Here is a 19,397-nt window from a genome sequence, read left to right as displayed (position 1 = left end):
TGGATTGACGCGATTGTGGCTCTGACTCTGAAACGAATGACGCTGAACCGAATGGCTCTGAACCGAATGGCTCTGAAGCGATGTGGTTCTGAAGCGATGTGGTTCTGCGCTGGCTATTTCCGGGAGGGTGCCTACAGATAGGCGTTGTAGTGACGGAATTCAGGCCACATCGACTGCCAGGAAGTGCGCGGCCCCCGGCAGATGTTGATTTCCTTGCCGACTTCCGGGTTGATCACCTTGATGCCGGTGTCGAGTTTTCCGACGACCTGGCAGCTCTGGAAATTCCGGGCGAGCAGCTTCTTGTCGATGCCGACGGAGACCACGACCGTGGCGCTTTCCGGCGGCGGGCCCCACGCGTGCAGTTGGTTGTGCCCGCTGTAGACGGGCGGCAGGTCCATGTCGCTGCCGTACTTGTCGAGGGCGCCGACCTCTCCGAAGTTCTCCGCGAGGATGACGGCCCGCCCCCGGTCGGCCGCCGGGAGGTCGCCGTACGCGTCGGCTATCTGCCGGGTGACGTGCGGCCAGCCCACGCTTTCGGAGGACATCGAGAAGTACGGGAAGTCGGCGAGGTTGCGCTCCGGCACGACCGGCAGGGCGAGCACGATCTGGAGCGCGCCGCCGAGGGCGAGCAGTCCCGCCACCAGCGTCGTACGGATCTTGCGTCCGTCCGTCCAGCGTTCCGCGACGACACAGCCCACCGCGAACAGGCCCATCAGGAAGCCGCCGGTGTAGTCCGAGCGTCCGCCCTCGATCATCAGGGCGGCGGCGGTGGCGACGAAGTATCCGGCGCCCAGCGCGCGGGCCAGCCGCCAGCGCGGCTCGCGGAAGATCTTGAAGAGGCCGGTGACCCAGAAGAGGAGCTGGACGGGACCGAACAGGAAGACCAGGTTGATGAAGAAGATCTGCCGGTTGATCGTGCCGTCGGCCTCCGCGAGGCCCTCGGCCATCTGGAGCTGCGGGAAGTCGTTGACGATCTGGTAGATGAGGTTCGGCGAGCCGATCACCAGCGCCAGGGCCATGCCAAGGTAGAGGCGGCGGTCCCGGAAGGCGGAGCGGGGGCCGACCAGCAGGACGCCCACGAGGATGCTGACCGGCAGCAGCAGGATGATGAACTTCGCGAAGAGGGCCACGCCGACGGCGGCGCCCGCAGCAAGCCACCAGCGTCCGTCGCCGCGCAGCAGCGCCCGCAGCATGAACAGCAGCACCGCGCACCAGGCCACGGTGTCGACCGAGCTGGTCAGCATCCAGTGGCCGAAGGCCAGCACCATCGTGGAGGTGCCGAGGCCGAAGGCGGTGAGCGTCTGGGCCTTGCGCCTGCCGCCGAGTTCGGCGGCGATCAGCGAGCCGAGGAGCACGATCGCGGCGGCGCACAGGGCAGCCGGTACGCGGATCGCCCACAGGCTGTCGCCGAAGACCAGGGTCGCGCCCTTGACGAGCAGCGGCAGCAGGGCCGGCTGGTCGACGTAGCCCCAGTCGAGGCCGTGTTCGCCGAGGAGCCGGAAGTAGAGCTCGTCGGGGTGGTAGCCGTAGCTGCCCGAGAAGGCGAGCAGCAGCACGGCGACCGCGATGGCCACCGTCCATACCGGTCGTCTGTACAGGGGTACGGCCGGTGGGACGTCGACGGCCGACGTCCTCACTGGTACGGCGGTCGTCGTCAACACGTCCATGCCTCCCATTGCCAGGGTTCAGAAGTCGTTCGGGATGCCTTGAGTCTTCGCCGCGACGCCCGCGAACTCCATGAACTTGACTTGTCAGCGAAACAGGACGGTCAGGGCCCCGGTGGCGCACGGCACGCGTTGACCCGTCTGAGAAGCCGGTGCTAGCTTCCCGACTCATTCGTTCCGGAATTCACCCTGTGATGCGTCCCGTGACTCGTCCCGCGATTCGCCCTGCGAGTTCGCCCTGCGATGCGTCCCGCGATGCGTCCCGGAAGGGGAATTCCGGCTGCTGCACACTCCCGAGGAGAAATTGTGGCCACCAGTACACCGGTTCCGGAATCCCTGGAGATCCAGCCACCGGTTCAACTGCCCCTTGCCAAGGACTCGCCCCGTTCCGACGCCGCGGAGAAAGGGGCTCCGGCCGCCACGGACACCGGCGTCGCCATCATCATTCCGACGTTCAACGAGTCGGCGAACATCGACGAGTTGCTGCGGCGGATCTCCGCGGCCGTACCGCCGGAACTCGACGCCTCGGTCCTCTTCGTCGACGATTCCTCGGACGACACCCCGGAGGTGATCGAGCGGGCGGCGGCGCGCCTCGCGCTGCCCGTGGCCGTGCACCACAGGGCCGACCCGGTGGGCGGGCTCGGCGGTGCGGTGATGGAGGGCATCGCCAGGACCGCCTCGCGCTGGATCGTGGTGATGGACGCCGACCTCCAGCATCCGCCCGCGCTCCTGCCCGAGTTGGTGGCGCGGGGCGAGAGCACCGGGGCCGAACTCGTCGTCGCGAGCAGATACGCGGACGGCGGCAGCCGCAGCGGGCTGGCGGGCGGATACCGCATGCTCGTCTCCAGTACGTCGACGGCCGTGGCCAAGTCCCTCTTCCCCCGGCTGCTGCGCGGCGTCAGCGACCCGATGAGCGGCTACTTCGCCATCCGCCGCGAGGCGGTCGACCGGGCCGCCGGGACCGGATCCGATTCCGGTGGAGCCGACTCCGATTCCGGTGGAGCCGACTCCGAGCCCGGTGGGCTCCGCCCGCTCGGCTACAAGATCCTCCTCGAACTCGCCGTGCGCTGCCGCCCGCGCGCCGTCGCCGAGGTGCCCTTCGACTTCGGCGAACGGTTCGCCGGGGAGTCCAAGTCGACGGTGCGCGAGGGCCTGCGCTTCCTGCACCACCTCGCCCGGCTGCGCCTGAGCGGCGCCCCGGGCCGTGCGCTGGCGTTCGGGGCGATCGGCGCCTCGGGCTTCCTGCCGAACCTCGCCGTGCTGTGGCTGCTCACGCACCACACGTCGCTGCACTACACGGTGGCCGAGGTGGTGGCCAACCAATTCGGCGTGGTGTGGAACTTCGTGCTCGCCGAAGCCCTGATCTACCGGCCGGGCCGGGCGCCCAGGCGGTACGGCAGGTCGGCCAGGCTGTGGGGCTTCGTGGCCCTCGCCAACGCCGACCTGCTGGCCCGCATCCCGCTCATGATGGTCCTGGTCGCGCAGGCGGGCCTCACCCCGGTGGCCGCCACCGCCCTGGCCCTCCCCACGGTCTTCGTGCTGCGCTTCCTGTGCGTCGACCGCTTCCTCTACCGCTGAGGCACCGCTGAAGGATCACTTCCGCCGCGACCCCGCCACCGCTGAACGTCCGCCTCCGCCGACGTGATTTCTCCATATGCCGACCTGTGCGCAGTGCACATCACCCTCGGGAACACGGCACTGTTCCCACCACCGCCCCGCCAGGCACTGTCGGATCAACATCCATCAGTGACGCAACGGGGGCGGCACCATGCAACGAATTCACTTCACGGGGGCGGACCTGGCCCGCACTCGCCTGCAGAGCACACTCGGTCCGCTCTTCGAGGGCGTCTTCGCCCTGGGCTTCCTGACCCAGTGCCAGTACGAGTCGTCCCTGCGGTGGCGGGTCGACGTACGCAACATCCTCCAGCGGCGCGGAAGCACCGTCGACCTGTCCGCCCTGCGCTCCGTCGGCGCGCCCGACGGCCTCACCCACCTGCTGGAGAGCCCGCCCGACAAGCCGTCCCGGCCCGCCCCCACCCTCGGTCGGGAGGCGGGCACCCGGATGGCGTTCGACGTCTGGCGGGCGGGGGTCGCCCCGTACTGGGAGGGCATTCTCGAACGGCTGGAGGCCGTCTGCGACGCGCACGGCCAGCTCGCCGCCACGGGCGGGGTGGAGCGCCTCCTGTCCACGCTGCACCCTCGGATCGTCTGGAACGCGCCGGTGCTGGAGATCCACCACGCGCCGGAGCGCGACGTGTATCTCGGCGGGCGCGGTCTCGTCCTGAAGCCCTCCGTCTTCCTGCCGGGCCTGCCGGGACGGGTCGTCGAGTCGGCGCGGGACGACAACCAGCCCGTCCTGGTCTTCGCGGCGGCGCCCAGCATCACCGAAGGCTGGGACGAGGCGGTCGCGACCGACGCGCAGGGCGAACAGAACGCCCTCAGTTCCCTGCTGGGGCAGACCCGGGCCGCCGCGCTGCGGGCACTCCGGGACACCTCCACCACCACCCGGCTCGCGGAGCGTCTCGGCATCTCGCAGGGCAGTGCGAGCCAGCACGCGGCCGTACTGCGGGAAGCCGGACTGATCACCACCCGGCGGGTGCGCACCAGTGCCCTGCATACGGTGACTCCGCTGGGCCTGGCACTGCTGAGCGGTCAACTCCGTTCCCCCGCGACGAGGTTCGGCGGCGCCCAGGCCCTCACGGCGAGCATCCCCGCCCCGCGCGGGCACGACTCCCGGGCCCGTGCCGCGTCCGGACGGAAGGCCGGGCCCGGCACGAACGCGGCATGACGGCCCGGGCGCGGTCACCGTATGACAACTTCACATGCACGCAGTGACACAGGCACTGTCCTGGGCCTCTCTGATTCACGAACATCTCTTACGTACCGACTGCCACTTCCTCACACACCGCACACAAGGAGACTTGAGCACCATGAACGAGATCACCTCTTCCCCGTCCTTCGCCGGTGACCTCGCCCAGACCGGCTTCTCCGGGACCGGCGGAACCGGGCTGGTCATCGAGGACATCGACACGGCGGTGCCGCAGAGCGCCGCGCTGTTCACCGTGTGCGTCGTCTCGGCCCACCCGGTGGCGGTCACCACGGTCGGGCAGCTCGGGGCATGACGACACTGCGGGGGCAGGAGGCCGGTCCGGTGCACGGCGACGACGCACAGGTCGGCTTCAAGAGTCACATGCGTCCGGAGACCGTGCCCGGACAAGCGGTGTACCTGGTCTCCCAGCGGGGCCTGACCGCCCTGCACGGGAATCACGCCCAGGTACTGGTTCCCCTGCTCGACGGCAGTCGCACCCCGGCCGAGGTCGTGCGGGACGCGGCGCCCGCACTGTCCGCCGACGAGGCGCGCGCTTCACTGCGCGCCCTGGACGCGGCCGGTCTGCTCCGGCAGCGTGCGACCGGTGGACGTACGACCGGTGGACGTACGACCGGCGACCGCGCGGGTGCAAACCTCACCTCCACGGACGTCGAGTTGCAGCACGACCCGGCCGCCGAAGCCTTCTGGGACCTCCTGGGGGCCGACGGCGGACAGGCTCCGGCCACCCTCGCGCGGCGTCGCGTGCGGATCGTCTCCCTCCTCGACGCAGACCTCCTCGGCCCCGACGCGGCACCCGTCCGCGCCGCGTTCGAGGGGGCGGGCCTGTCCCTGACGACGCACGCCGACGAGCGGGCCGACCTCTCGGTCGTGCTGTGCGACGACTACCTCTCCCCCCGGCTGGCCGAGGTCGACGCGGCGCACCGCCGCGAGGGCACCCCCTGGATGCCGGTGCGCCTGGAGTGGTCGAACCCGTGGACCGGCCCGCTCTTCCAGCCGGACGAGGGTCCCTGCTGGCACTGTCTGGCCACCCGGCTGCGCGGTCACCGCCACTCGGAGGGCCTGCTCCAGCACCTCCTCGACCGGCCGGACCCGGTGGCCCTGCCCCCGGCGACCCTTCCCGTCGTACGCGGACTCGCCCTGCACCTCGCGGCGCTGGAGGCGGCCAAGTGGCTGGCGGGCGTACGGGATCCCTCGCAGTCCTCGCTGCACGCGCTGGACACCTCGCGGCTGGGCCTGACCGCCCATCCGGTGGCGCGCAGGCCCCAGTGCCCGGCGTGCGGAGACCCGGACGCGGTGCGGCGGCAGGTCGAGGCGCCGTTCGTCCCCGTGTCGCGGCCCAAGGTCCCCGGCACGGGCAACGGCCACCGCTCGCACACCCCCGAGCAGATGCTCGCGCTCCACGGACACCTCGTCGACCCGGTCACCGGCATCGTGAAGGACATCCGGCGCGCCCCGGGCAGCCCCGCCTTCCTCAACACCTTCCTCTCCGGCCGCAACCTGGCCATGCCCAGCCACAGCCTGGAGGGTCTGCGGGCCGGACTGCGCAGCCTGAGCGGCGGCAAGGGCCTGACCGAGACCGAGGCCCGGGTGAGCGCCCTGTGCGAAGCCGTGGAGCGCTACAGCGGAACCCGCCAGGGCGACGAGCCCGTGGTCCACGCCGCCTTCCACGAGCTGGGTCCGGCAGCGATCCACCCGCACGACAGCCAGCTCTACAGCGAACGGCAGTTCCTGGAGCGGGACAGCTGGAACGCGAGCGGCTCACGTCTGAACTACGTCCCCGCCCCCTTCGACGAGAAGGCGCGCACCGAGTGGACGCCCGTGTGGTCACTCACCGGCAACGAACAGCGGTTCCTGCCCACTTCCCTGCTGTACTTCGGCGCCGGAGAGGCGTCCGACGGCCTCTTCGCGGACTCCAACGGCAACGCGGCGGGCAGCAGCCGCGAGGACGCCGTCGTGCAGGGTTTCCTGGAGCTCGTGGAACGCGACGCCGTGGCCCTGTGGTGGTACAACCGCACCCGTCAGCCGTCCATCGACCTGGCCGCCTTCGACGAGCCCTACATCGCGCAACTCGTCGACGGTTACGGAGAGTTGAACCGTGAGGTGTGGGCGCTCGACCTGACGTCCGACTTCGGCATCCCCGTGGTGGTCGCCGTGTCGCGGCGGACCGACAAACCGGCCGAGGACGTGATCTTCGGCTTCGGCGCCCACTTCGACCCCCGGCTGGCACTGCGCCGGGCGCTGACGGAGATGGGCCAACTCCTGCCCGTGGTCACGGATGTGACGCCGGAGGGCACCGGGTACCGCATCACCGATCCCGAGCCGCTCCAGTGGTGGCGCACCGCGACCGTCGCCAACCAGCCCTACCTGACGGCGGATCCGGGTGCGGCGGCGCGCCGCCCGGACGACTGGCCCCCGGCGGTCCGCGCCGACCTGCTGGACGACGTCGTAGCGATCACCGAACTCGTGCGCTCCCGTGGCCTGGAACTGCTCGTACTGGACCAGACACGACCGGACTTGGGGATTCCGGTTGTCAAGGTGATCGTGCCCGGGATGCGTCACTTCTGGGCACGGTTCGCGCCGGGCCGTCTGTTCGACATACCGGTCACTCTCGGGCGCCTCGATGCCCCGCTGCAGCGGGAATTTCTCAACCCCGTGCCGCTGTTCGTGTAAGTGTTCGCTCGTCGCACACTCGTCACAGCAGGGGTTTATCATCACCACTGAGTGTGCACATAAGTGATCATGGTTTCGGACGGGGAAGAGGACTGCGAGGACGATGCATGGTCCTGAGGAGCTCACACCGAGGCACGGGGCACAGCACGCGACGGGGGTCGCAGCAGACAGTGAAGGCCCGAGGAACACGACGGACAGTGACGGGCCGGGGAGGGCCGACCATGCCACCCTGGCTCCACGCCTGGCATCCCTGATACTCCTCGCCGCGCTGCTGAGCTATCTCGGCATCACGGCGCTCAACATCTTCGGAGCGGGCCTCGGTCCGCTCCCCACGGTGACCAGCATCCTGTTCCTGGTCACCATCTTCTGCCTCCAGTTGTGGCATTCGCGGGCCGGGGCGGCCCGCGAACCCACCCTGCGCAAGTGGCTGACTCTCACCCTTCAGGCGCTGCTCACCTACCTCCCCATCCTCGTCTTCCACTCGCAGTGGGGCGCGATGGCGGGGTTCCTGGCGGGCTCGTCGATCCTGCTGCTGCCCACCCGGCTGGGCTGGAGCCTGTACGGGCTGATCGGGCTGAGCATGGTGCTGCCGCCCGTGATCGAGGGCCGTCCCCTGCTGGACAGCGTCTACCTCTGTCAGTCGACCCTGCTGGCGGGCGTCGTCGTCTACGGGCTGTCCCGGCTGACCGCTCTCGTACGCCAGCTGCACGACACGAAGGACGAGTTGGCGCGCCTCGCGGTGACCCGTGAACGGCTGCGCATCTCCCGGAACCTGCACGACCTCCTCGGGTACAGCCTCTCCGCGATCACTCTCAAGAGCGAGTTGATCCACCGCATCGTGCTCGCCTACCCCGAACGCGCCAAGGGCGAGGTCGCGGAGGTGCTCGCCCTCTCCCGGCAGTCCCTCGCGGACGTACGCCAGGTCTCCCGCGGTCTGCGTGACATGTCCCTGAAGGAGGAACTGACCTCCGTCACGGGCCTGTTGAAGGCCACCGACGTCCAGGTCACCACCACCGTCCGACTGGAGGAGATGAGCCAGCGGGTCAGCACCGAGATGGCCGCGGTCCTCCGCGAGGCGATCACCAATCTCCTGCGCCACTCCCAGGCCACGCACTGCACCATCGAGGCCGTGCAGTCGGGCGGCCGGGTGCGGCTGTCGGTGACCAACGACGGGGTCGACGCTTCCTACCGCGACGCCTCCCCGCACCGGGGCGCGGGCCTGGAGAACCTCAAGGCCCGTCTGCACAGCATCTCCGGCTCGCTCACGGTCGCCCGGGGCGGCGGCGAGACCTTCGAGCTGGTCGCCGAGGCCCCCGCGGTCTCGCTGGCCGCCGTGCCGTCGGACGGCCCCTCCGCCGAGCGCTGGAAGGCCCGCAGGAACTCCGCAGCCTGACCCCACTTTCTCCTCCCCCCTCGAACTACCCTCCCCCCTCGAACTCCGCATCACAGTCAGGACATCAACAGTGGGCATACGCATTCTGCTGGCCGAGGACATGCACATGGTGCGGGGCGCCCTGGTGGCCCTGCTGAACCTGGAGGACGACCTCGCCGTCGTGTGCGAGGTCGCACGCGGCGACGAGATCCTCAACGCGGCGCTGGAGCACCAGCCGGACGTGGCGGTCATCGACATCGACCTGCCCGGCATCGACGGACTGACCGCGGCCGCCCGGCTGCACGAGCGGCTGCCCGGCTGCCGGACGCTGATCCTGACCAGCCTCGGCCGCCCCAACACCCTGCGCCGCGCCCTCCAGGCCCAGGTCTCGGGCTTCCTGCTCAAGGACGCCGCACCCAATGACCTGGCGGGCGCGATCCGCCGGATCGCGGCGGGCCACCGCGTGATCGACCCCGAACTCGCCCTGGACACCTGGAACAGCCAGGAGTCCCCCCTGACCGAACGCGAGACGGAGGTCCTCCAGCTCGCCTCCGAAGGCCACGGCCCGGAGGAGATTGCCGCCACCCTGCGCCTCTCGCGCGGCACCGTACGCAACTACCTCACCTCGATCGTCTCCAAGCTCAACGCCCGCAACCGCGTGGACGCCATCCGCACGGCCCGGGAGGCGGGCTGGCTGATCTAGGGCCCCGCCCCGACGGATCCCCACCGGACCGGTGATCCCCACCGGACCGGGGCGAACCCCACCGGACCGGCGAGCCCCGCTAGATCCGCCTCCGCCGCTTCTCCGTCGGGACGGCCATGCCCGCCGCCACCAGATAGCCGATGACGCTGCGGGCGATCCCCTCGGGCAGGGGCAGGGTCCGCGCCGCGTCCCCCGTGGTGCACGGACGGATCAGCATGCCGACCACCCACACGGCCTCCGGCCGGTGCACGACCACCTGGTAGTCGGAGTCCTCGCACTCCATCACCAGCCCCTCGGTCTCCATGCTCAGACGCACCCCCCAGGTCAGCCGGACCAGTTGCTTCTCCTCGACCGCCACGGGGGCGAACAACACGTTCCTGATACGGGTACGGACCGAGAGCAGCGGTCCCAGCAGGTCGTCGACCCCGAGACTGCACACCACGAGGTGGGACACCTGGCGCAGCACGGGCTCCAGCGCCAGATACGCCGCACTCTCACCGTCGGCCCGCCCCCCGTCCACGGCCCGCCTGTCGTCCACGACCCGCTCGTCGTCCCCGACCCGCCCGTCGTCCACGGGCACGTCCGGACGGCCGACGTTCACCAGCCGGATCGGCCCGTGCTCCATGCGGCGCAACGCCTCCCGCACGAAGGCGTCCACCACCAGGTGCTCGTCACCACTGCGCGCCCGCAGGGTCACCGTGTCCACGCCGGCACCCGGCTCCACGGCCACGTCTTCGCCCAGTGACCACAGGTGCACCACCCGGCGCTCGCTCACATTGTTCAAGAGGTCTTCCCCACCGAGATGGATGTATCCGCCCAGTATTGGGTTCGGCCCACCGTCACCGGCAGTTCCCATCTCATGCTCTTCATGTGAATGGGTCATGCCCCGCCCGGGATGCCAGGATGGCTCGAACACCGGCGCGACATCGCACCCCCTCCCGAAGGAGCCCCCATGTCCGACGAACGGGACACCGTCCGCAAGATCCTCACCGAGTCCGGCGACACCTGGGCGGTCGTCGGCCTCTCCTCGAACCAGGACCGCGCCGCGTACGGAGTCGCCCGCGTGCTCCAGCAGTTCGGCAAGCGCGTCGTCCCCGTGCACCCGAAGGCGGAAACGGTACACGGCGAGCAGGGTTACGCGTCGCTGGCCGACGTCCCCTTCCCCGTGGTGACAGTTCCGTGAGGTGACGTTCCATCCCCTAACAGCAACCGGGGATCCACGCGCCCTTCTACACGCAGCGGCGGTAGCGCACCCGCCAACGGGACGGGAGTCCCTGGCGCATCGGCCAGAGCTTCCATAATCTTCTCCCACACCCCTGTCTCCAACCACCGATGGAACCGGGACTGAGAGCCCCGGGACAACCACGGATCTCCCGTGCGAGCTTTGTGCAAGATGGCTTCCAAAACCGCCCGGTCCGGCAGTCGGTCCGCGCGCCGGCGCTGTCTCGCAGCAAGGATCACAGGCTCCGCAGCAGCCCACCCTTCGTCCGTGAGGACTGGAACTCGCCGCTGGTTTTCTCGAAACCAACTCGTCAGGGAACAATCGGCCTTGCGAACCTTCGGCACAGGCCCGGTGACCGTCACACGGACGTCGAGAAGATCGAGAACCTCGCGTTGTTCTTCCGGATTCATGTCGTGAAGCCGTTCACGGGCCAGGTCCGCCAGAGCACGGAGGTCTTCCGCACGTTGTTCCGCCGCCAGTGCCTCGGATCTCCAGGCCACGACCATGCCCCTCATCTTCACAAGCTCGTCGCGCTCGGCCTGGAGGGTCTGCGTCGCCTTGGCAATAGCTGAGGCCGGATTTTCCTGTTTCGCCGCCACCACCATGACGGCCGCGATCGCCTCGTCCTGTGCCAGGATCTTCTTGTCTAGATCTTTAATTCGCTGCTCAAAGTCAACGTTCCCTCCGCTTCCGAGCCCTGCCCAATCCTCAGCCATGCTATTCAGCCTTTGAGGATCTCCAAGAAGTGCACATACTTCACCCCAAATCCGCCTCTCCAATGATTCGGCATGGATACGGGAACAGGAACAAACTGGGGCTTGGGCGTATTTTTCCGTCTTCCCACTACATCGGTATACGCGCTCAGAAGCCTCTTTCAAGCGCATGCCGGTGTAATGAGATCCACAAAGGCTCACGATTCGCCCGGAGAGCGGGTGCGGCTGACGCTCTTCCTTCGGTGAATCACCACGCCGGTGCTGCGCGAGAGCTACCCGAAGTCGTTCCACCTGTCCGACTGTTAAAATGGGATCCAGCCTGATTGATACGGACTCACCGTACAACGGGGCACCATCCACACCAAGCTTAGCTCGATTCGGATTTCGAAAGATCACAACAGGGTCTGACATTGCCCCCATCAAGCGACTCCACAAGTTTCGGTTGGACCACGGCTTACCGGATCGGGTGTAGAGGCCCATAGCGTTGAGCTGAATCGCAGCCTGCCGAACGTTCAACCTGTCCGAAACGATCAACTCTCGCGCCAGATGCAAAATGTCGTATTCATGCGGTTGCTCACACGCACAATCGCCTTCGCAACGATCCAGCGCAATCCTCGAAAGACCGCGCTTCCCTTGGTCTTCGATTCGATACCCGTAGCGTGGCCTCCCGCCAGTAAGCCCGCCCTCCTCCGCCTTTTCTTGAATTCCTCCCTGCGTACGCTGACGGATGCGCCCGTATTCCTTGAAGGCATAGTTGGCCTCCTCCCGCATCGCCTCCTTACCCACCTCGGTTGTGTTATCGATGTCCTTCTTCGCGTCAGCCACGTAGATGCCAAGGTCTTCCAGTTCCCAGACCCAGCGCCAGAAGGCACGGTCAGTGCGACCAATCGCCCGACCCTCGGATACCACTACGACGTCAAAGGGACGTGGCATCTTTCGAGAATCTTCCATCAACCGCTTGAGGCCCGGGCGATCCAGAGCCTCCAAAGATCCAGAAACGCCTTCGTCCAGATAGGTCTCGATATGAGACCACCCCTTCCTCTGGATATACGCCTTTGTTCGCTTGCCTGAAGAGGCGATCCCGTAGCCCTTCGCCTGCTCTTCCGTTGACACTCGTAGGTAGTCAACGGCTCGCAGACATGGGCGAAGGAACTTCTCGACCACTTGAGAGGAAATTGCAATATCCGCCTTCATGGCAACTATCCCATCCATCCCATTTCTCAGGGGATACACGTCAGTACCCCAACGAATCAAAACACACACGGACAATAGCTCCGAATCCCCACCTGCGGAAGAAAATCCGGAGCCATCACCCGTTCCAGTGATTTCATTTGATTCGGCCAAAGAGGAGGATGAGAAGACGCTCGTAAACCGCGAGAGAGGGTTCTCTCGCTACATCCCACAGGGCTTCCACCCTCCCGGCGAACTGGTCAAAACCGGCGCTGCGCGGAAGCGGAAACCCTTCCTCTCTTCCGCACTCTTTTTCGCACCCCCCCTCTGTCAAATACAGACTGCCCCGCGACCGCGCACGCTTTGTCACCGCCCACTCCTCGCAGCTGAAAATCGGCAGCGGGATGACGGGCTGCCCAACAAGGTCCCTTCAGAGAGAAGGAGATTCAGGGCGTGTGCGGCTTGTTGGGGGACGACGCTGTTGCCGAGGAGGTGGAGTTGGGCGGCGCGGGAGAGGCCGGGGGTGTGGGTGATCCAGCCGGTGGGGAGGCCCATCATCCATTCGACGAGGTGGGCGGAGAGGCGGCGGGTGCCGGGCACGGTGGGGGTGGGGGCAGGGTGCCCGGTTACGGCTTCCCATCGGCGGATGGCGGGGAGGTAGGTTCCCCACCATTCGGCAGGCGAGCGATGGCTGTGCGGAGGTTCATGCCGCCCTGGCGTTTCGGGGTGGTACCGGCACCGCCGTGGGCGTCCGCCGAGGTCGGGGTGGGGAGGAGTTTGACGTCCTTCTCGGCTTCCGTGGGCGGTTGTGCGGCAGGGAGGCGGGCCGCTGTGGAGGTCAGGGTCGGGCTGCCGTTGCGGTAGCGCTGGTTGGGTGAGCCTTTCGCTCCGTCGCTGGCTCTCGGGGTGGGGAGCAGGTGCTCGATCTCGTCGGCCAGGGTGGGGCCGTGGCCGCCGGCCTTGCGTTTGGTGGGGTGCTGGGAGCCGCCGTTGGTGCCGAGGTTCGCGGTCGGGGTTTTGAGGAGCGGGCCAGGCGAGGAGGAAGACGCGGTCGCGTCGGTGGGGTGCGCCGACGTCAGCGGCGCGTACGCATGTCCAGCTCGCGTCGTACCCGAGGTCGGCCAGGTCTGCGAGTAGCACGCCGAGTGCCCGCATTCCGGGTGGGTTTGCCGGGTCTCCCATGCACCGCGGGCAGGGTTCCAGATGGCGAAGGGCTGTGGGTCGGGGGTGGGTTCCGGCGCGGGTGGAGAGCAGGCCGCGGACATTCTCGATCACCACCAGGTGGGGGTTGAGGGCGGCGATGGCGTAGGGGACATGGGTCCAGAGGCCGGAGCGGGTGCCGGGGGTGAGGCCGGTGCGGGGGCCGGCGACGGAGAGATCCTGGCAGGGGATTCCTGCGGTGAGGATGTGCACGGGGCTGACGGTGTGCCAGTCGAGGGTGGTCACGTCGCCGTGGTTGGGGGTGTGGGGCCAGTGGCGGGCGAGGACCTGGACAGCGCGGGGGTTGGTCTCGGCGTGCCAGGCGAGGTGTCCGCCGAGGGCGGCCTGGACGCCGAGATCCAGGCCGCCGACACCGGAGAACAGGCTCCCGATGGCCGGCCCGTCAGTGGTGGTCATGGCGGTTTCCCTGCGTGCAGGTCCGGGGACGGTGGCCGGTCCTGCGGGCGGTGTGCCGGGACGTGCAGGTGGTGCGCCGCGGGTTCTCGGACGGCTTCGGCTGCGTCGGTGCGCCGGGTTTGGTGAGGACGAGGACGTCTTCGTGCTGGACGACGTGGAGGGGGATGCCGCGGTTGCGGGCGTCGCGGGTGTTGGTCATCTGGAAGAAGGAGGGGCGGGCGATGAGCTGGCCGTGGCGGATTCCGGCGAGGAGAGCGACGTTGCGCTCGGCGGGGGTCAGACCGGCGTTCTGTCCTGCGGCGAGGGCGGCGGTGGGGAGGTCAATGAGTTCGCCGCGTTCACGCCAGGGGCGGGTGGTGATGACTGCATGGCCGCCTGGGCGCAGGAGGTGGCGGCATTCGGTGAGGATCTCGGTGAACGCTTCGATGAGGCGGTCGAGGCCCACGTGGGCGAGGTTGTGAGGGTCGCGGCTGTAGCGGTAGTCCTTCTTCGTGACGCCGCGTTCGCCGGATTCTCGGGTGGAGCGGACCTGGCCGTGGACGGCGTTGCCGTACGGCGGCGAGGTGAGGACCAGGGCGATCCGGCCGTGGTGCTCGGCGGGGATGAGGGTGCGCAGGTGGCGGGCGTCGCCGCAGAAGACCTGGCCGGTACCGGTTCCGCCCTGGTGCGGGGCGGAGGCGGCGTTGAGGCCGGCGAGGTGGGCCCAGCGGGGTTCGTACTCGGTGCCGATGGCGTGGCGGCCGAGGTGGATGGCTTCGACGAGGGTGGTGCCAATGCCGCACATCGGGTCCAGGACCAGGTCCCCGGGCTCGGTGTACGTGCGGATGGCGTGCGCGGCCAGGGCGGGGAGCATCTTGGCCGGGTGGGCGGCGGAGCCGGGGACGTAGCGACCTCGGCGTTGGGCGGGGGCGGAGGTCGGTGCGGTGTTCCACACCGAGAGGCGCTGGTGCTTGTGCTGCATGGCGGTCAGCTCCCCTGGCCGGAGGTGCGGAGGACGAGCAGGTCGGAGTGGATGAGGCCGTCGGGTGCGCCGGGGGGCGGGGTGGGGTGGATGTGGTCGTCGGTGGCGTGGCCGTGGATGGCGATCAGGTGCTGGAGGTAGGTGAATCCGGCGGTGCGGGCGGTTGCGATGAGCAGGCCGAGTGGGTCGGTGAGGTGGCCGTTGTCCCGGCGCTGGCGGGTGGCGAGGAGGAGTACGCCGTCGGCGGGGAGGAGGCGGTGGGCGCGGTAGAAGAAGCCCGGCCAGCCGTCGTCGATCGCCCCCGGGGTGGTGGTGTTGCTGGCGCCCGTGTCCCAGGGGGTGGGGAGGGTGTCGGGGTGGAGTTCGGCCAGGAGCAGGTGCGGGCGTTCGTGCGCCGGGTCGTCGTTGTCGGTGGTGCAGCGGGTGCGGGCGTCCATGCCGCAGGCGGTGTCCTGGATGTGCAGCCGCAGCAGCGTGGCGGACTTGTCGCCGGGGCGGCGGAAGTCGGTGCGGATCTTCTCGATGGCCCAGTCCGGGAGCACGTTGGGGGCGGCCGGGGCGCTGGTGAAGGTCTCGGGGGTGGGCAGCCAGATCGTGGTGGGCAGCGGGGCCGCGGGGTTGCTCGTACGAGCCGACGTGGGGCGGGAGTTGTGTGGCATGGCGGGTGCGCCGCTGTGGGCCGGGCTTGCGAAGGTGCTGACGTTCTCTAAGGAGAAAGAGCTGGGCGATCGTGCCACGCGGGCATGAAACACCTGGTCACGGCGTTGTCTGCCAGTCGCGAGCCATGGTCGTCGTAGGCATGGGGCGGCTGGCGGCGCAGGAAGCAGTTCGAAAACTCTTCAGGAAGTTTCGCGTCCGGTCCAGCGGAGTGTAGGTGCTGGTGGTGGGCCTGTTTGCCAGGGCTGTCGAAGCGGCTGGCAAGGGCAGGGCCGGGTGATGGCGGTGGCGCGGCTGGCTGGTGGCGTGGGAGTGGCGGGGGTGGTTGGGGTGATGGGCGGCGTCCGCTTCGTCACTCGCAGGCAAGGAGCCCGCCATGCGCCGTACCACGCTCACGTCGCTCACCGCTGTCTCTCCTTTCGACCAGCTTGATGCCGCCCTGCTGCAACTCGCCTCTGATCCTCGTCCGTTGTCGCTGCCGTCGGAGTTGATGTCGGAGAGCGAGCCGGGGGCCTTCTGGCCGGTGGACCTGGTGCGGGCTCGGATGGCGCACCCGTCTACGCCGGTGGCCGTGCGGGATCGGGTGTGGGCGGAGCTCGTGCGGCGGCGGCTGGTGTTCGGGGAGCCGTGGGGCACGGTCGGGGTCGCGATGGCGTTGCCGTCGCTGCGGCGGGCGTTGGCCCGGCTGCCTCGGCTGGCGGAGGTGGAGCACGGCGAGTTGGAGCAGGAGGTCTTGGCCGCGGTGACGGAGGAGCTGGTGGCTCTGGATCCGTCCGAGCGGCCGGTTCAGGTGGGGTTGCGGCTGGTGCGGGCCGGGGATCGGGCGGCGCACCGGGTGGTGTACGCGGCGCTGCGGGAGCGGCGGTTGCGTCCGCAGCCGCTGGACGAGCAGTGCGTGGTGCCGCAGCCGTTCGCGGGTGGGTCCAAGGAGCAGGTGTACGCGGTGCTGGAGCGGGCCGTCGCGGTGGGGGTGCTGTCCGCGGTGGAGTCGGAGTTGATCGCCGGGACGCGGCTGGAAGGGCAGAGCGCGAAGACGGTCGCGCTGGCGGCCGGGATCAGCGTGCGGGCGATGTTCCGGCGGCGGGCGGCGGCAGAACAGCGTCTCGCCAGCGCCCTGTTCAGCGATGCGTGGTGAGCGTGGGTGGCACGATCCGGCGCGGATTTCTCCTTAGTGGAGTGAGAGCACTCCAGGCTGCTGCTGCCTGAGAGGTGTTCTCGTCTCCCTTTCGTCCCTCCAGTCCCTGGGGTCGGGATACGGCGCTTCGTGCTGACACCCCGAACACCCATCCCACGCGCCTCGCGTGCCTCTCCTGATGGAGGTGGTGACGCGCCGCTGCGGGCCAGCTCCGGCCCCGGGGACTCCGTCCCAGCCACTCCCCCACCTTCGCGCTGCCGGTCACCGGTGCGCCGTCGCCTGCCCTTGTCCCTTCCTGACCGCTGTGTTGGAGGTGCCCGTGCCGCCCTGCCCTTCGCGCCGACTTCCCCGGGTGCGACGTCTGTTGACCGTGCTCCCGGTGGCCGGGGCGTACCTGCTCGCAGCTCCGTCGACGGCGTGGGCGGTGGCTACGATCCCGCAGGTCATCACGAATCTGACGAACACGATCGTGGGGCTGCTCGCCGGGCTGGCGACGTTGTTCCTGACCTTCGGCGGTCTGCGCTATCTGATGGCCGGCGGGGACCCGGGCGAGGTCGAGTCGGCGAAGCGGGCCCTGAAGGCGGCGGCCATCGGGTACGGGCTGGCGATTCTGGCCCCGGTGCTGGTGACCGCCCTCAAGGGCATCGTGGGGGCGGCATGACCCGCACACCCAGTACCCCCTCCCCGGCAACCCTGCGGCAGGTAGCCGTGCTGGTACTGCTCACCGCCGTCACGCTGCTGGCGGTCGTCGCGGGCTCCCCGGCGGCGGACGCCGCCGCACCGCAGGTGGTGGCTCCGGCCGCCCCGCCGCCCCCGGCCCCCGCGCCCGGCCCTGGTCCTGCCCCGTCCGTACCAGGCCCGACACCCGCCCCGCGCCCGGAACCCGCTCCCGGGCCCACCCCCACGCCGGGCCCGCCCACCGCTCCGCCGTCGCCGTCGTGGCCCGCGCCGTCGGTACCGCGTCCCGGGCCGACCCGTCCGGCGTGCGAGGTGAACGGCACGGACTGCGACACGGGGGACGGCGGGTTCGACTTCAGCCCGTTCGGCTCGTTGATCGACATCCCCGGGATGCTCGTGAACGCGGTCACCTCCTTCCTCGGCTTCCTGCTGGAACAGATCATGGAGCCGGTGCGGTGGCTGCTGGCCGAGACCCTGCTGGGCACACCCGACCTCACCCAGCACGCCGACATCAAGCGGCTGTGGGCCGGGTCCATGGGGATCACCGCCGGTATCTACGTCCTGTTCGTCACTGCGGGCGGCGTCACCGTCATGGGGCACGAGACCCTCCAGACCCGGTACGCGCTCAAGCAGATCGCCCCGCGTCTCGTGGTCGGGATCTGCGCCTCGTCGATGTCGCTGACCGTCATGGGTTACGCCATCGCCCTCGCTAATGCCCTCTCCCACGCGGTCATGGGCACCGATCTCAGTGACGCGGGCAAGGGACTGGTGGAACGGGTCATCCCGTTCGCCCTGTTCGGAGTGGGCGGGCTGAAGCTGTACGGCCTGCTCATCTGCGCCGTGATGGTCGTGCTGATCCTCGCGGTCATGGTCGGCTACCTCGTCCGCGTCGCGGTCCTCGCGGTGTTGGCGATCAGCGGGCCGCTCGCCCTGGCCTGCCACGCCCACCCGGTCTCCGACCCGCTGGCGAAGCTGTGGTGGAAGGGCCTGGCCGGCTGCCTGACCATCCAGATCGCCCAGTCCATGACGTTCATCGTCGCGCTGAAGCTGTTCTTCGCCCCCGGAGCCACCCTCCTCGGCTTCCCCAAGCCGAACCAGCTCGGCACCATGCTCGCCGGACTGGCCTTGTTCTGGGTGCTGTTCAAGATTCCCGGCTGGTGCATGCAGGTCGTCTTCCGCTCCACCCCCGTCCAAACCGGTCTGCCGGGGCCCTTGCGGATGCTCCAGTCCGTGGCGATGTGGCGCCTCCTCAACCGGGCCCTGCCTGGCTCCTCAGCGCTCCTCGGCCGTGGCCCCGGCAGGAGACGGAGAGGCGGCGGGGGCGGGGGCTTGCTGGGCGGGCTGCGCGGCGGTGGCCGCCCCGGCGGAGGTGGCGGCGGCGGGCGCCCTGGTGGCGGCCGGTTGCCGCGCCCGACCCCGGGCGGCGTCGCCGGCTACGCCCTGCGCCGAGGACGCGCCCTGATCGCCCAACGCCGCAACCGCACCGGACCGCCCAGCACCACCACCCCCAACGCCCCGGCCACCGGCACCCCAACAGGGCCCCCGAGAACGCCCTGGCAGCGCCCGGCCCCGTCCTGGGCCCGCACCACCCCCAACCCCACCCCCACCTCACCCAGCCCCGGCTCACCCACGCCTACCCCCGCCTCCCCTCGCACCGGCCGCGGCCCCACCACCGGGACGCGCCGCCGTACCCCGCCAGGAACCGTCACCGTGCCCCACCCCGCCACCGCCCGCCGACGCCAACAACTCTCCCTCCCCGTCCCGGCCACCCGCGTCCCCGCCCGACCATCCCGCCCCACCCAGACCCACCTGCCCATCCCTGCCACCCGACAGCCCCGCCCCACGCCCCCTCCCGCCCAGCCCACTCCCCCGGTCCCCCCGTCAGTCCGCGGACGTCAAACGGCCCTCCCCATCCGAACCCGCCGGGTCCGTCGGCGCCCATCACGCCCCGTACAGCTGCGCCTGCCCCTCGAACCGCCCCGCTCGCCGTAACCCTTGGAGGTTG

Annotated in this window: 15 protein-coding genes and 1 pseudogene; 10 read left to right on the top strand and 6 right to left on the bottom strand. The window is 69.4% G+C overall.

From position 1 onward, the window contains the following. Window positions 1–131: 131 nt before the first annotated feature. Window positions 132–1,661, bottom strand: a complete 1,530-nt coding sequence (locus OG897_RS36735) for a glycosyltransferase family 39 protein (RefSeq protein WP_266664067.1) — start codon at window positions 1,659–1,661, stop codon at window positions 132–134. A 441-nt stretch (window positions 1,662–2,102) separates the two neighbouring features. Here OG897_RS36735 and OG897_RS36730 point away from each other — a divergent pair, with 441 nt between their 5' ends. From OG897_RS36730 to OG897_RS36705, 6 genes are all read left to right on the top strand, one after another. Beyond that, window positions 2,103–3,242: a glycosyltransferase family 2 protein gene (locus OG897_RS36730; RefSeq protein WP_266664586.1), complete on the top strand. Its 1,140-nt coding sequence runs from the start codon at window positions 2,103–2,105 to the stop codon at window positions 3,240–3,242. A 190-nt stretch (window positions 3,243–3,432) separates the two neighbouring features. After that, complete coding sequence (locus tag OG897_RS36725; protein ID WP_266664065.1) at window positions 3,433–4,452, top strand: helix-turn-helix transcriptional regulator; 1,020 nt, start codon at window positions 3,433–3,435, stop codon at window positions 4,450–4,452. Window positions 4,453–4,594: 142 nt separating this feature from the next. Then, window positions 4,595–4,786, top strand: a complete 192-nt coding sequence (locus tag OG897_RS36720) for a hypothetical protein (RefSeq protein WP_266664063.1) — start codon at window positions 4,595–4,597, stop codon at window positions 4,784–4,786. Next, window positions 4,783–7,164, top strand: a complete 2,382-nt coding sequence (locus OG897_RS36715; RefSeq protein WP_266664061.1) for a TOMM precursor leader peptide-binding protein — start codon at window positions 4,783–4,785, stop codon at window positions 7,162–7,164. Before OG897_RS36720 ends, OG897_RS36715 begins: the two co-directional genes overlap by 4 nt. A 103-nt stretch (window positions 7,165–7,267) precedes the next feature. Next, window positions 7,268–8,557: a sensor histidine kinase gene (locus OG897_RS36710; RefSeq protein ID WP_266664059.1), complete on the top strand. Its 1,290-nt coding sequence runs from the start codon at window positions 7,268–7,270 to the stop codon at window positions 8,555–8,557. 70 nt (window positions 8,558–8,627) lie between these two features. Next, on the top strand, window positions 8,628–9,239 hold the full coding sequence (locus OG897_RS36705; protein ID WP_266664057.1) for a DNA-binding response regulator: 612 nt from the start codon (window positions 8,628–8,630) through the stop codon (window positions 9,237–9,239). A gap of 79 nt (window positions 9,240–9,318) precedes the next feature. Here the strand turns inward: OG897_RS36705 and OG897_RS36700 are convergent, their stop codons facing one another. Further along, on the bottom strand, window positions 9,319–10,023 hold the full coding sequence (locus OG897_RS36700) for a hypothetical protein (protein WP_266664055.1): 705 nt from the start codon (window positions 10,021–10,023) through the stop codon (window positions 9,319–9,321). A 168-nt stretch (window positions 10,024–10,191) separates the two neighbouring features. Between OG897_RS36700 and OG897_RS36695 the strand changes: the two are divergent. Next, window positions 10,192–10,401: pseudogene (locus OG897_RS36695) on the top strand (CoA-binding protein); the annotation flags it as partial. On the opposite strand, the gene OG897_RS36690 reads toward OG897_RS36695, so the two are convergent. From OG897_RS36690 to OG897_RS36675, 4 genes are all read right to left on the bottom strand, one after another. After that, window positions 10,374–12,368 carry a recombinase family protein gene (locus tag OG897_RS36690; protein WP_266664053.1) on the bottom strand — a complete coding sequence of 665 codons (1,995 nt, stop codon included), beginning with the start codon at window positions 12,366–12,368 and terminating at the stop codon, window positions 10,374–10,376. The pseudogene OG897_RS36695 and the gene OG897_RS36690 sit on opposite strands and share 28 nt — an antisense overlap. Window positions 12,369–12,710: 342 nt before the next feature. Further along, complete coding sequence (locus OG897_RS36685; protein WP_266664051.1) at window positions 12,711–13,961, bottom strand: DNA cytosine methyltransferase; 1,251 nt, start codon at window positions 13,959–13,961, stop codon at window positions 12,711–12,713. Then, a complete protein-coding gene (locus OG897_RS36680) occupies window positions 13,948–14,922 on the bottom strand; it encodes a TRM11 family methyltransferase (RefSeq protein WP_266664049.1) in 975 nt (324 codons plus the stop codon). Before OG897_RS36680 ends, OG897_RS36685 begins: the two co-directional genes overlap by 14 nt. Before the next feature lie 5 nt (window positions 14,923–14,927). After that, window positions 14,928–15,581, bottom strand: coding sequence for a hypothetical protein (locus OG897_RS36675; protein ID WP_266664048.1), 654 nt, complete (start codon window positions 15,579–15,581; stop codon window positions 14,928–14,930). A 374-nt stretch (window positions 15,582–15,955) separates the two neighbouring features. Here OG897_RS36675 and OG897_RS36670 point away from each other — a divergent pair, with 374 nt between their 5' ends. The 3 genes from OG897_RS36670 to OG897_RS36660 all read left to right on the top strand — a co-directional run bounded on the left by OG897_RS36670 (window position 15,956) and on the right by OG897_RS36660 (window position 19,384). Next, a complete protein-coding gene (locus tag OG897_RS36670; protein ID WP_266664046.1) occupies window positions 15,956–16,714 on the top strand; it encodes a hypothetical protein in 759 nt (252 codons plus the stop codon). A 361-nt stretch (window positions 16,715–17,075) separates the two neighbouring features. Next, complete coding sequence (locus OG897_RS36665; RefSeq protein WP_323188156.1) at window positions 17,076–17,375, top strand: pilin; 300 nt, start codon at window positions 17,076–17,078, stop codon at window positions 17,373–17,375. Continuing rightward, window positions 17,372–19,384 (top strand): hypothetical protein, encoded by a 2,013-nt coding sequence (locus OG897_RS36660; protein WP_266664638.1) that lies wholly within the window; start codon window positions 17,372–17,374, stop codon window positions 19,382–19,384. The genes OG897_RS36665 and OG897_RS36660 overlap by 4 nt, the downstream gene beginning before the upstream one ends. Window positions 19,385–19,397 lie beyond the last annotated feature (13 nt).

The organism is Streptomyces sp. NBC_00237 (assembly GCF_026342435.1).
GTDB lineage: Bacteria > Actinomycetota > Actinomycetes > Streptomycetales > Streptomycetaceae > Streptomyces.
The sequence above is the reverse complement of the archived record's forward strand: the minus strand, read 5'-3'. Positions and strand labels throughout refer to the sequence as shown.

Excerpts from the sequence above, each read along its gene's own strand:
- OG897_RS36725 (WP_266664065.1), top strand. The coding sequence starts at position 3,433 with ATGCAACGAATTCACTTCACGGGGGCGGACCTGGCCCGCACTCGCCTG.
- OG897_RS36720 (WP_266664063.1), top strand. The coding sequence starts at position 4,595 with ATGAACGAGATCACCTCTTCCCCGTCCTTCGCCGGTGACCTCGCCCAG.
- OG897_RS36715 (WP_266664061.1), top strand. The coding sequence starts at position 4,783 with ATGACGACACTGCGGGGGCAGGAGGCCGGTCCGGTGCACGGCGACGAC.
- OG897_RS36710 (WP_266664059.1), top strand. The coding sequence starts at position 7,268 with ATGCATGGTCCTGAGGAGCTCACACCGAGGCACGGGGCACAGCACGCG.
- OG897_RS36690 (WP_266664053.1), bottom strand. The coding sequence starts at position 12,368 with ATGAAGGCGGATATTGCAATTTCCTCTCAAGTGGTCGAGAAGTTCCTT.
- OG897_RS36685 (WP_266664051.1), bottom strand. The coding sequence starts at position 13,961 with ATGACCACCACTGACGGGCCGGCCATCGGGAGCCTGTTCTCCGGTGTC.
- OG897_RS36680 (WP_266664049.1), bottom strand. The coding sequence starts at position 14,922 with ATGCAGCACAAGCACCAGCGCCTCTCGGTGTGGAACACCGCACCGACC.
- OG897_RS36675 (WP_266664048.1), bottom strand. The coding sequence starts at position 15,581 with ATGCCACACAACTCCCGCCCCACGTCGGCTCGTACGAGCAACCCCGCG.
- OG897_RS36670 (WP_266664046.1), top strand. The coding sequence starts at position 15,956 with ATGCGCCGTACCACGCTCACGTCGCTCACCGCTGTCTCTCCTTTCGAC.
- OG897_RS36660 (WP_266664638.1), top strand. The coding sequence starts at position 17,372 with ATGACCCGCACACCCAGTACCCCCTCCCCGGCAACCCTGCGGCAGGTA.